This window comes from Spartobacteria bacterium UBA695 (genome assembly GCA_002298145.1).
Taxonomy (GTDB): Bacteria; Verrucomicrobiota; Verrucomicrobiia; order Chthoniobacterales; family Chthoniobacteraceae; genus UBA695.
Genome location: DBMP01000029.1, coordinates 145,529 through 158,112, shown reverse-complemented (window position 1 = coordinate 158,112; position 12,584 = coordinate 145,529). Strand labels below are relative to the sequence as shown.

Here is a 12,584-nt window from a genome sequence, read left to right as displayed (position 1 = left end):
TGCAAGAGATTTTCTTTTTCGTTCTAAGATTTTGTTTGCCCAACGGGTAACAACGGCGATACCGTCCGGCCATGGCTAAGGACACACGTATTGCCTTCCGCTCTTCGGTTGATATGAAAAACCGCCTTCAGCAGGCGGCGGAAAGGGTTGGTTTGAGCGAGACGACGTTGGCCGAGGCCTGTGTCGAGGCTTTGATCCGCTATATTGAAGAACACGGGGAAATCCGAATGCCTCTTTCAATTATTCCAACTTCTGAGCTGGAGAAAAAAGGGGGCGATGCAGCCTCCAATGTGAAGGGGCGTTACATTCCCCCAGAACACGGAGGCCGGTCTTCCTCCTCAACTGCTCGTGGTTTGGCTCCGCAAATTCCCGATCGCGTGATTCTAAACGAGGAACTTCAAAGCGACGAACTTCCGGTGCCCCGACGCGACATCACCTACACAAAATCGCGCCGGAAACGGATTTCAGAACAAGACTAGGTTTTATTATGAAACTCGTCCTCATTGGTATTACGGTCGTTGCCGCCGCTGCCTTCGCCTTCGGCGAAGACCGGAAGGTTTCCATTACCACCAACGATGGCAAGAAATACGAGAACGTCAGCGTTTCCCGAGTTGAGCCAGATGGGCTCGTGGTGATGACGGCATTCGGAGTGGTAAAAGTTAATTTTACTGACATGCCCGAGGGGCAGCGCCAGAAATTCGGTTACGATCCCTCCAAGGCAGAGGCATTTCGGGTGGCGCAGATAAAGGCTTCGCAAGAGCGTGAAACGCTCATCAGCATGCGCACTACAGCTGAACTTGAGGCCAAGGCGGCGCAGCTAAAAGCTTCTCAGGAGCGTGAAATACAGCGCTTGGCTGATGAAGAAAATCTTCGAAAGCAAAAAGAGAAAGAGGCGCAGGAGGCAAAAAAAATGGCCGAAGAATCAAAGCGGCTTACCGGTCAAATTGTGGCGGTAAAAGACCAGTATGCAATTGTGTATTGTCCTAAACCGATCTCTGTTCCATCTAGTGCGTCTAGCCTGGGTAGGATCGGCGGGGGTGGAGGTGGTTATGGAGGAAGCAGCTCTGATCCTAGAGCGGCTTATGGGGAATTTATCCTTAAAAATTATCTCCAGGATGTGGCCGAGGGTGATCAGATCAAAATCATTGCCATTCCCGATGGCGTGGAAAACGTGGGTAAAAGACGCCTACGCGCCTATAAGTTCATTCAGAACCAGTAACTTGCGAAATTCTCACAGATTGATCTGTTAGGAAAAAATGAGCGAGAAATTGAAGATAGCTAGGGATGGGAAAGAGATCGGCGAATTCAGCACCGAGGAATTACAAATGCTACTCCGGCGTGAGGATGGCGGGGTAATGCTGACCGATTACATGTTCGATTCTCAGCGCAATGAATGGCGGCGCATTAGTGAGGTTTTTTCGGAACACGAAAAGCTGGTAAAGAACGGGATCTATATTTGGATCGTCATCGGCGGCATGGCTCTGATGCTTTGGAATTTTGGCGGGATCAGGGGTATGTGGGATTCCATGAAGATTCTGCTAGGGTACTGATTTATAATGCCGCCCACCGTGAAAAAGCCCAAAAAAGCGAAACGCGAAAAGCCCGATGGCGTTCGCGTGGGGGCCATTTTCGTACCAATCTATAAGATCCGAGACGGCCGCTTTCAAATTGCTTATCGGATCGGGGGAAAACGCAAAATCGAGACTTACAAAACCCGGGATGCAGCCAAAGGAGGAGCAGAGGCGGCCGCTACCACGCTCAATAACTCGGGTGCCGAAGGTTTCGTTTTTACAGCCGCCGATCGCGCGATCTATGCCCACGCCGCGCTTGAAGTTGAGAAATATGGGGTCGGGGTGATGGATGCCATCATGGAATGGTCGGCAGCGCGGCAGCAGGTGGGCAGACACGGCATTGCAAAACTGATCAGCTTGGGTATGCAAGCTATCGCGCAATCCGAAAAGACTACGGGCAAGGTCCTCGATGAGCTGATGATTTCCAAGCGTGCGGCGCAGTACAACCCAAAATATATCAAGGGGCTCGATGATGACCTGGCCGAGTTCGCCAGCGGCAATCCGGGGAATATTGGCAACATCCGGGCCGGGGAGATCGAGGCCTGGCTGAACAGCCTGGACGTGGGGGCTCGGCGCCGAAACAACATCCGGGCCGAAATTGTGACCCTCTTCCGTTTCGCAAAGGATCGAGGCTACTTGGCCGAGAGTCGACGTACCGAGGCTGAAAAAGTGCCTCGGATCAGCGATCGTCGCGGCGGTTCGGTTTCCGTCTATACCCCAGACGATTTCAAAAAACTGCTCGATGCACTTTGCCGGGAGCGGGGACCCCGGCTCCCCGGTGGAGATCCGCGCCCTGCGCGAATCGAGTGGTTGCCGTGGATTGCGATCGGCGGCTTCGCGGGGATCCGTACAGAGGAAATTTGTCCGCCCCCGGGAACAAACAAGGATTGCCTGCGCTGGGAAGATTTCAACTGGACCAAACGATATATCACCGTGCGGCCGGAGGTGGCCAAAACGGCGGAAAAGCGCCACGTGCCCATTTGCGACGCGCTGTTTGCCTGGCTGCGGCCATTTCACGCGGCGACGGGTCCTGTATGCATCCACCGGCGTCCGGACCGGATCACTGCGTGGATGGCGAAAGCCTCCGGCGTCAAATGGAAGGTGAATGCGTTGCGGCATTCCTACGGCACCTATCGAACGGCCGTCGTCAAGAACCTGGGCGAAGTCAGCCTGGAAATGGGCAATTCGATCCCGATGATCCGCCGTCACTACTACGAAGCGCGCCAAGAGGAAGAGGGAAAGGCGTGGTTTGAGGTCTGGCCCGATTGGCCCGATAACGTCATCCAGACGACGTTCAACCTCGCGAGCTGAGGATCCACAACATCTTGTGGATGCTCAGCCGCCCATATCCGCTATCGGTTGTGGTGAACGCGTAATTACGCGGAACGTAATATCGGCCAATTCCGCCGATTTGAGGGTTTGTGGAACAACATTCGGCCGCTCCAAAATCCTGCGACAAGTTGCGACAAAATAGCGGGGTGGAATACGACTTTGACGGACATCTATAAAACGCCTTTTTTCCATTTTCAGAGAAAACAGTCTCGTTGATGCACTATTCCTGCCCAGAAGTGCCATTTAGTGCGGGTTCAAGTCCCGCCCCGAGCACCATTTTTCGTCAACTTGCATCTCGCAAGTTGGGCCCTCTGATCCCAGGGGACGAGGACGCAAGCGCGTCTCTTGTTCCATCCTTTACCTTTCGTGAACGACCATGTTTTTGGGCCCCATCGATTCCGGTGGCGTGAAAGCGTTTCTATTGCTCGCGTTGATGGGGTGCCTTGCCTTTACGTTGCCTGCCCGGGGGGCCGCGAATAACGAGGCGGTGCTGAAGGATCTGGAAACGGCCTACCAGGGGGAGGCCAATGCGCACGAACGCTATGCGCTCTTTGCCAAAAAGGCGGATGAGGACGGGTTCCCGCAGGTGGCTAAGCTTTTCCGCGCGGCGTCGTATTCCGAGCAGATTCACCGGGATAATCACAAAGCGGCGATTGAAGCGCTGGGGGGGCAGGTCCCCGCCTTAGCGGCTGAAAAGCCGAAGGTCGGCTCGACGCGCGAAAACCTGGAATCGGCGATCAAGGGGGAAACCTATGAAAGCAAGGAGATGTACCCCGAGTTCCTTAAGCGGGCCAAGGAGGCCAAGGCTAGCCCCGCTGTGAGGACGTTCACGTTTGCCCAGGAGGTGGAGACGGAACATACCAAGCTTTACCAGACGGCGCTTGATCACCTTGGGCAGAACCAGCCGGTTGATTACTACGTCTGCCCGGTTTGCGGAAACACAGATACCTCACTTCCTGCCAAGCGTTGCGATATTTGCGGAACGCCGGTGGAGGAGTGGAAGAAAATCGAATGATGCTTCCCGATCCCCTTCACCCCGCAGTGGTTCATTTTCCAATCGTGCTGCTCTTGGTCGGCGCTGGCGTCATGGTCGTGGCGGTGTTTTTACGCCGCTGGAACCTGGACTGGATTGCCGCCGTGCTCTTGCTGATGGGCGCCGCGGGGGCCTGGGTTGCCGTGGAGACCGGGGAAGCTTCACGGGAACTGCTGGGACGGCTTTCCGGAGACGTGCTGGGTTTAATCGATAGCCACCAGGAGTGGGGTGAAAAAACCGGCGTTGTGGCTACAATTGCGGCAATGCTGGCGGTTTTCGCTGCCGTGACGCGAAGCCTCAAGGGATGGGCTCAGCCGTTTGGCAGGGGGCTGAGCCCGGCGCTGCAACACGGGTTGAGGGTTGTTGCGGCCATTTCGGCGCTGATTGCCTGCTATTTCGTTTACCAGACGGCCCGGCGGGGTGGAGAGGCGGTATACGGTCACGGTGTGGGGGTTAACGCCAACCCGACTTGACCGGGTCTCACCCTACACTAAAGGCTCGCCAAATACGCCCGCCAGCCGCCGAAGGAGGTGATCTCCCGGGTGCCCTCGGCGGTTACTGCACACGGTTCGCACAGGAAGCCTTTGCAGTGTGTGCCGTCGTCGAGGTCCACTTCGCCAATGACCATCGGCTGCGGTAGCTGCGCGGTGAAGTCGCCAAAGGCTGCGGAGCTGAGCGACCAGAGTTCCACTTCGATGCCGGGGCCGCAGAAGCCCGGTGTGCGCACGAGGCCCGGTTTCGGCGGACGGGTGCCGCCCAGGGCGTAGAGCTGGTAGCCAGCGGCGGTGCGGCAGGTGCGCAGCAGGCGCGCGCCGCGTTCCGTAAGCTGGTGGTTGAGCGGCTGGCCGGTGAGGTGCGCCCCCGCCACGGCGAGCGTGACGCCCTGCGTCTGGGCCACGGGGAGCGGTTCTCCGAGGAACGATCCGGCGATCTGGCAGACGGAGTGGTCGTGAAAGGCCGGGGCGAAGAAGGTGACGCCGAAGGGGAGCTGGTTGGAAGGGCGCGTTCCGGCGGGAACGGCGATGGCGCAGAGGTCCAGGAGGTTGGCGAAGTTCGTGTAGTGACCCAGGGTGGTGTTGAGCTTGAGGGGGGCTTCCATGACTTCGCTGACGCGGTAGGTCGTGCCGGTGGTGGGGAGTAGGAGGTAGTCCATTTTTTCCCATTCGGCCGCCGTGATCCGGCGCAGCATGGCCAGCTTTTCGAGCCCTCGGAAGGTCTCCACTCCGCTGATTTTCTTTGCGCCTCCGATAATATTCCGTGTGGTGGGGTAGAGGGCATCGGGCTTGGCTTTGTAGAAGGACTCGATGGCGGCCAGGCGCTCGGCCACCCACGGGCCGGAGTAGAGGAGCTGTGCGGTTTCGACAAACGGGGCGAAGTCGATCTCCACGACGGGGTTGCCCTGGGCGCGGACGTGTTCCACCGCCTGGCGGTAGAGTTCGCGCGCCTCGACGTCGCCGAAAAATTCCCACTGCGATTCCCTCGGAATGCCGATACGCGGCGTGCCGCCGGGGGCGTCGGAGTAGCGCGGCAAGGGGCGCGAGAAGGGGTCCCCGGCGTCTTCGCCCCGGGTGATATCAAAGAGGGTCTGGGCGTCGCTGACGTTGGTGGTAAAGAGGGAGACGCAGTCGAGCGATTTGCACGCGGGCACGACGCCCTTGGCGCTCAGGATGCCGCGGGTTGGCTTGAGGCCCACGAGGCCGTTGAACGCTGCCGGGACGCGGCCCGATCCGGCGGTGTCGGTGCCGAGGGCGAAGCTGACCAAGCCCGCCGCCACGGACACGGCGGAACCGGAGCTTGATCCGCCTGAAATGTAATCGCCATTGTAGACGCTGCGGGGGACGCCGTAGGGGGAGCGCACGCCGACGAGCCCGGTGGCAAATTGATCCAGGTTGGTCTTGCCGATGGGGATGGCTCCCAGGGCGCGCAGGCGGGCCACGACGGTGGCGTCCTGGGCGGGGATGTAGCGGTATTCCGGGCAGGCGGCGGTGGTGGGCCAGCCCGCGACGTCGATGTTGTCCTTGATGGCGAAGGGGACGCCGTAGAGCGGCAGGGAGGTGTCGGTGGGGAGGTTCGCAACGGCTCCTTCGAGAGGGGGCAGGTAAATCCAGACGGCGTCGTTTCCTCGTTCGGTGATGCGGCGGTAGATCTCGCGCACCAGTTTTTCCGGCGTGCCGCCTTCGGCATAAAATCGACGCACGGCGTTCAAGTCGAGAGCGGGGAAACGGAGCGTATAACGTGCAATGGTCATGGGAAGGATTTGAAAAGTGGGCTCGAGTGTAGCAAGAGTGAGGCCAACCCCTCTATGGGTCGTTAGGCCTATGGTTTGCGCCGATTCCGGAGGTGGGTTGACCAAATTTCGCCAGATTCCTGAAAACCGGGTGTTGGGTTTTGCCCAGTGTGGCGGGGGAGATAGAGGGGGAATAGGAGGGAACGCCTATTGGCACCGGATATGCTCATCGGCTAGCTTGATCCGACCGATGAACTCCAAAGCCATAACTACTGAAGCACTCGCCAAGACGTTTGGCGGAATGCGCGAGCTTGGCATCGCGGATCGGAAGCTTTTTGAAAAGATCCTGCACGAGATCCTGGCCAGCAACCCCGCTTTCCTGGGGGTCTGGACGGTCTGGGAGCCGAATGCGCTCGATGGGCGGGACCGGGATTTTACCAACGCTCCGGGGCACGACGACGCGGGGCAGTTTATCCCGTTCTGGAATCGCGCGGGTGGCAAGATCCGCCTGGAGCCCAACTTGGGCTTCGACGTTCCCGGGTACGGTGACTGGTACCTGGTGCCTCGCCAGCGGGGGGTGGAGACGGTGATGGATCCGTATGAATTCCCGTGTGCGGGCCAGCCGCAGTTTATTACCACGCAGGTCTCTCCGATCTATGCGCGCGGCGAGTGGGTGGGGGCGGTTGGTGTGGATATCGCCGTGGACGAGATTGAGCGGGCGAAGCTGGAGGGGGTCGAGGAGATGATCCAGCGCGGGTATATTTTTCTCGGGGAGTCGGGCGAGGTGGATTACTGCTCGCCCCGGACTCGCAATATGCTTTCCGGCTACATCGGGGGGTGTCCGGAGGGGATTCTTCCGAGGCCGCTGCAACGCCCGGTGGCGGCGCTGCAAAGCTCCGCGTGGAATAGCGCGGCGGCCCGCGCCGCGGAGCTGCCGATGTTCCGCCGGGGGGATAAGATTCTGCGCGTCAAGGCGGCGCGCCATCCCCGCAGCAACCGGCTGCTGCTGGTGCTGGAGGAAATCGCCGCGCCCGCTCCGGAAACGGCGCTCACGGCGCGCGAACACGAAGTTTATCAATGGCTGAAGGCCGGCAAGTCGAACGCCGAAATCAGCATCATCCTGGGAATTAGCATCCACACCGTGAAGCGGCATGTGGAGCACATTCTTCCCAAGATCGGCGCGGAGAACCGCTATGCGGCGGCGCTCTCCAGCATCAATACGGAAGCGCAATAGCACAGCGGGCGCGGCCCAGGAAGGGCGTCGCTTTGCGCTATAAAAACGTGGGCCCGTTCGGGGCAGCTATTAGCAAGCTTCCGCGGCCCATAGGTCCCTCGACCTATAGCGAGACCTACGCCTTTGCCCTAGCTTCCTCTCAGGCGAACCCGTTTCGCCGGTTCAACCACTATGCAACCGATTTCCAAAGATAAGATTCTGTTCGAAGAGCTCCTGCCGGGCGGCGGGCTCTGGTCGTGGAAGCTTCGGGCCGGGACCACCCTGCGCCTCACCGACATCGAGGGCGGCACCAACGTCGGCCTCGTGGCCTACAACGCTGACGATCCCCTCGAACGCCTGAACCTGCCCGACAGCCTCAAGGCTCAATACACCGCCAAGCTCACGCGTGGCCACATTCTCATGAGCGACATGGGCCGCTCGCTCCTTTCCATCACGGACGATTCCGTCGGCTGGCACGACCCGATCTCTGGCCACTCCAACGCCGCGCAGGTTCGCGCCAAGTACGGCGAATCGACCTACCAGGAAAGCCGCAACGCCTGGTATCGCAATGCGCATGATGATTTTCTGGTCGAGCTTGGCAAACACGGCCTCGGCAAGCGCGACCTTTGCGCGAATGTTAATTTCTTTAGCCGCGTGGACGTGGACGCGGAGGGCTCGATGGTTTTTCACGTGGGCAATTCCAAGGCGGGCGACGCGGTCGATCTCCGCGCGGATTTGAACACGCTCGTAGTTTTGAACACCTGCCAGCATCCGCTCGACCCGAACCTGGCCTACGAGCCAAAGCCCGTGCGGCTAACGCTTTTTAAGACGCCACCCGCGCCTGCCGACGACTACTGCCGCAATTTCCGCGCTGAAAATCAACGCTGCTTCATCCTCACCGAACGCTACCTGGGAGCCTAAACCAATGAGCACTTTGAATTATACCGAAAGCCATCTCAACCCGGCCCACGCTGTTTACGATTACACGCTGCCCGCCGGGGCGGGCTGGATGCACGAGATTCGCCGGGGGCAGACCTTCCGCATTGTGGATCTCGAAGGCAACCAGGCTGTGGATACGCTTTTCTATAGCGCACTGGATAAGAGCGAGCGGTACAGCGCACAGGATACGATCCGCGTGCAGGGGGGGATTTACCTCACCACCGGCACGAAGCTGATTTCAACGGAGGGTAACGAACTGGCCGTCATCACCGCCGACACCTGTGGCCGCCACGATACGCTCGGGGGCGCCTGCGCGGCGGAGAGTAATCAGGTGCGCTACGCCATCGAAAAACGCGGGATGCATAATTGCCGCGACAGTTTTCTGCTCGCCATTTCGCAATGGGGCGACGGCTACACCAAGCGCGACCTGACGCACAACATCAACTTCTTCATGAACGTGCCGGTGACGGCTGAGGGAGATCTCGCGTTTGCCGATGGCGTCAGCGCCGGGGGCCGCTACGTGGAGATGCGCGCGGAGATGGACTTGGTTTGCCTGATCTCCAACTGCCCGCAGCTTAACAACCCCTGCAACGCGTACAACCCGACGCCGGTCCGCCTGCTCATCTGGAATTAACCGCAAGCCGCTTCTTCTCTCACCAGTCATGGCTCTGTTCCAAAAAGTCCTCATCGCCAATCGCGGAGAAATCGCCTGCCGCGTCCTGCGCACATTGCGTAAGCTTGGGATCGCCAGCGTCGCCGTCTACTCGGAGGCCGACGCCGACGCCCGGCACGTGACGCTGGCCGACGAAGCCGTCTGCATCGGACCGGCTCCGGCGCGCGAAAGCTATCTCGATTCCGCGCGCATCCTGATGGTGGCGGCGGCGACGGGGGCGCAGGCCATTCACCCCGGGTATGGGTTCCTGAGCGAGAACGCCGATTTTGCCGAAGCGTGCGAGGGGGCGGGGATCGCGTTCGTCGGGCCGACCCCGGACCAGATCCGGCGCTTCGGATTGAAGCACACTTCGCGCGAGATCGCCCGCGAGTGCGGCGTGCCGCTGCTCCCCGGTACAGACTTGCTTTCCAGCGCCGACGAAGCCGTGGCGGCGGCGGAGAAAATCGGCTGGCCCGTCATGATTAAGAGCACGGCGGGCGGCGGCGGCATCGGGATGCAGCTCTGCGCCAACGCCGAGGAACTGCGCGAGAAATTTGAGACGGTGCGCAACCTGGGGCGCGCGAATTTCAAAAACGACGGGCTCTATTTGGAGAAATTCGTCGAGACGGCCCGCCACGTGGAGGTGCAGATTTTTGGCGATGGCAAGGGGCACATCGCCGTGCTCGGCGAGCGCGATTGCTCTACGCAGCGGCGTAACCAGAAGGTGATCGAGGAGACTCCCGCGCCGGGGTTGACTGAGGAACTGCGCCGAGAGCTGTGGGAATGCGCCCGGCGGCTCGGCGAGAAGATCGCCTACCGCTCGGCGGGCACGGTCGAGTTCGTGTTCGATGTGAAGGCGGGGCAATTTTACTTCCTCGAAGTCAATACCCGGCTCCAAGTCGAGCATGGGGTGACGGAGGAAGTCACCGGCACCGACCTGGTCGAGTGGATGCTGCGCATCGCCGCCGGAGAGCCGCTGCCCAAGGTGACGAACCCGCCTGGCGGCCATTCGATCCAGGCGCGAATTTACGCCGAGGACCCAGCGAAGAATTTTCAGCCGAGCTGCGGGCTCTTGACCGAGGTGCGTTTCCCCGAGGCCGTGCGCGCTGATGCCTGGGTGGATACCGGAACGATTGTTTCGCCCTACTATGACCCGCTCTTGGCAAAATTGATTGTCCACGCGCCCACACGCCAAGCCGCGCTCGTGGCGCTCGATCAGGCGCTGGCCGAGACCCGCATTGAGGGGATCGAGACCAACCGCGACTACCTGCGGCAAGTGGCGGCGTGCGAGGCGTTTCGTTCCGGCGCAGTGCCGACGGCGTTCTTAAAAACATTTCCCTACCAACCGCGTACTGTCGAAGTGCTCGCCTCGGGTACCATCACGACGGTGCAGGATTATCCGGGCCGCCTCGGGCTCTGGACCCAAGGCGTGCCGCCGAGTGGGCCGTTTGATTCGCTTTCCTTCCGCCTTGCTAACCGGATACTCGATAATTCTGAGTCTGCGCCGGGACTAGAGATGACCCTGAGTGGGCCGACGCTGCTTTTCCGCACCGCTGCCTGCATTTGCCTCGCGGGAGCGCCTATGAAAGCGCAGATCGACGGCAAGCTGGTGCCCTACTGGCAGCCGGTGAACGTGGCTGCAGGCCAGACGCTGCGGCTGGGATTTATCGAGGGCCAGGGGGCGCACACGTACCTTGCCGTGAAGGGGGGCTTTGATGTGCCGGAGTACCTCGGCTCGCGCTCGACGTTCCGGTTGGGAAAATTCGGCGGCCACGGCGGGCGCGCTTTGCAGACGGGCGACGTGCTCAAGCTGCTCACGCCGGGCGCGACAGTTCTCGATCCGAAGCCGCTCGCCCCCGCGCTCATTCCCTCGCTACCGCATGAATGGGAAATCGCCGTCCTCTACGGACCGCACGGCGCGCCGGATTATTTTACCCGCGAGGATATCGCGATGCTCTTTGACACGGCGTGGAAAGTTCACTTCAACTCCGACCGCACCGGTGTTCGCCTGATCGGGCCCAAGCCGAAATGGGCGCGCAAGGACGGCGGCGAAGCGGGCCTTCATCCCTCCAATATCCACGACAATGCCTATGCCGTGGGGGCCATCGATTTTACCGGCGACATGCCGATCCTGCTCGGGCCGGATGGTCCCAGCCTCGGTGGGTTTGTCTGCCCGGCTTGTATTATTCAGTCCGATTTGTGGAAAATGGGTCAGCTCAAGGCTGGCGACGTTGTTCGGTTCCGCGCGGTGGGGGCGCGTGAGGCGCTGGAGAGCCTCCAACGCCAGGATGAGAGCCTGGCGAAATTGATTCCGCTCCCGGTGCCCGCGCCCCTTCCGATGGACATCCCCGGGGATGCTGCGCTGGTGCGGCTTCCGGAGACGCCGGAGCGCCCTGCGGTGGTCTACCGCCCGGCGGGGGATAACTACCTCCTGGTCGAATATGGCGCGCCGGTGCTTGATCTCCCGCTGCGTTTCCGCGCCCAGGCCCTCATGGACTGGACCGAGGCGCAACACATCGAGGGCATTATCGACCTCACCCCGGGCATTCGCTCGTTGCAGATCCACTTCGACAGCCGCCGCTGTTCGCGCGAAGTCCTTCTCGGGCGGCTGATCTACGCGGAGTCGGTGCTGCCGAGCGTCGAGGCCATGGAGGTCCCGACGCGCATTGTCCATCTGCCGCTTTCCTGGGCTGATCCGGCTACGCAGGTCGCCATCGACAAATACACCGCCAGCGTGCGTCCCGATGCGCCGTGGTGCCCGAGCAATATTGAGTTTATCCGCCGCATCAACGGACTCGATTCGATCGAGCAGGTAAAGGATATCGTTTTCGGTGCCAGCTATTTGGTGCTGGGGCTGGGGGATGTCTACCTCGGCGCGCCGGTTGCGGTGCCGCTCGATCCGCGCCATCGGCTCGTGACGACTAAGTACAACCCTGCGCGCACCTGGACGCCGGAGAATGCTGTCGGAATCGGTGGGGCTTACCTCTGCGTTTACGGTATGGAGGGCCCGGGCGGCTATCAGTTCGTGGGGCGCACGGTGCAGATGTGGAACCGCTGGCGCTCGACGGCGAATTTCGAACCGGGTAAGCCGTGGCTGCTCCGCTTCTTTGACCAGATCCGGTTTTACCCCGTAAGCCCAGAGGAACTCCTCCGGCTGCGGCAGGACTTTTTGCAAGGCCGCTTCCAGGTGAAGGTGGAGGAGACGACGTTCAAGCTTCGCGATTACCTGCGCTTCCTCGATTCCATTTCCAAGGAAACCGGGGAATTCACCGGGGAACGTGAGGCGGCCTTCGGCGCGGAGCGCGAGCGCTGGCGCGTGGCCGGGCTCGACAAAGTACGCGATGAGGTTGAGGCCGTCGAGGAACCGGCGCATGCCTTCAAGCTGCCGCCGGGAACCGTCGCCGCCGAAGCGCCGATGACCGCCAATGTATGGCAGGTCGCGGTCAAGCCTGGCGACCATGTTTCCGCCGGAGACAAAGTCGTGGTGCTCGAAGCGATGAAGATGGAAATCGCCGTGACCGCACCGTGCGACGGCGTCATTCACTCCGTGGTTTGCGAGCCGGGCAAGCAAGTCGCCCCCGGTCAACCGCTCTGCTGTATCGAAGCCTGCTAAACCG

11 protein-coding genes are annotated in these 12,584 nt (G+C 60.7%); 10 read left to right on the top strand and 1 reads right to left on the bottom strand.

What is annotated here, in order from left to right:
- Positions 1–71 precede the first annotated feature (71 nt).
- From B2828_RS16915 to B2828_RS16890, 6 genes are all read left to right on the top strand, one after another.
- A complete protein-coding gene (locus B2828_RS16915; protein ID WP_479634952.1) occupies positions 72–479 on the top strand; it encodes a hypothetical protein in 408 nt (135 codons plus the stop codon).
- Between the two features lie 8 nt (positions 480–487).
- Complete coding sequence (locus tag B2828_RS16910; protein ID WP_479634951.1) at positions 488–1,219, top strand: hypothetical protein; 732 nt, start codon at positions 488–490, stop codon at positions 1,217–1,219.
- Between the two features lie 37 nt (positions 1,220–1,256).
- Positions 1,257–1,550: a hypothetical protein gene (locus tag B2828_RS16905; RefSeq protein ID WP_479634950.1), complete on the top strand. Its 294-nt coding sequence runs from the start codon at positions 1,257–1,259 to the stop codon at positions 1,548–1,550.
- An 18-nt stretch (positions 1,551–1,568) separates the two neighbouring features.
- Positions 1,569–2,882 carry a tyrosine-type recombinase/integrase gene (locus B2828_RS16900; protein ID WP_479634949.1) on the top strand — a complete coding sequence of 438 codons (1,314 nt, stop codon included), beginning with the start codon at positions 1,569–1,571 and terminating at the stop codon, positions 2,880–2,882.
- 427 nt (positions 2,883–3,309) lie between these two features.
- Positions 3,310–3,918: a rubrerythrin family protein gene (locus tag B2828_RS16895; protein ID WP_479634948.1), complete on the top strand. Its 609-nt coding sequence runs from the start codon at positions 3,310–3,312 to the stop codon at positions 3,916–3,918.
- A complete protein-coding gene (locus B2828_RS16890; protein WP_479634947.1) occupies positions 3,915–4,409 on the top strand; it encodes a DUF2231 domain-containing protein in 495 nt (164 codons plus the stop codon). The genes B2828_RS16895 and B2828_RS16890 overlap by 4 nt, the downstream gene beginning before the upstream one ends.
- Positions 4,410–4,426: 17 nt before the next feature.
- On the opposite strand, the gene atzF is transcribed toward B2828_RS16890, so the two are convergent.
- Positions 4,427–6,184, bottom strand: a complete 1,758-nt coding sequence (atzF, locus tag B2828_RS16885; protein ID WP_479634946.1) for an allophanate hydrolase — start codon at positions 6,182–6,184, stop codon at positions 4,427–4,429.
- A gap of 229 nt (positions 6,185–6,413) precedes the next feature.
- Between atzF and B2828_RS16880 the strand changes: the two genes are divergently transcribed.
- From B2828_RS16880 to uca, 4 genes are all read left to right on the top strand, one after another.
- Positions 6,414–7,397 (top strand): LuxR C-terminal-related transcriptional regulator, encoded by a 984-nt coding sequence (locus B2828_RS16880; RefSeq protein WP_479634945.1) that lies wholly within the window; start codon positions 6,414–6,416, stop codon positions 7,395–7,397.
- Positions 7,398–7,568: 171 nt separating this feature from the next.
- A complete protein-coding gene (locus B2828_RS16875; protein WP_479634944.1) occupies positions 7,569–8,297 on the top strand; it encodes an urea amidolyase associated protein UAAP1 in 729 nt (242 codons plus the stop codon).
- Positions 8,298–8,301: 4 nt separating this feature from the next.
- A complete protein-coding gene (locus tag B2828_RS16870; RefSeq protein WP_479634943.1) occupies positions 8,302–8,949 on the top strand; it encodes an urea amidolyase associated protein UAAP2 in 648 nt (215 codons plus the stop codon).
- Positions 8,950–8,983: 34 nt separating this feature from the next.
- Complete coding sequence (gene uca, locus B2828_RS16865) at positions 8,984–12,580, top strand: urea carboxylase (protein ID WP_479635083.1); 3,597 nt, start codon at positions 8,984–8,986, stop codon at positions 12,578–12,580.
- Positions 12,581–12,584: the final 4 nt, after the last annotated feature.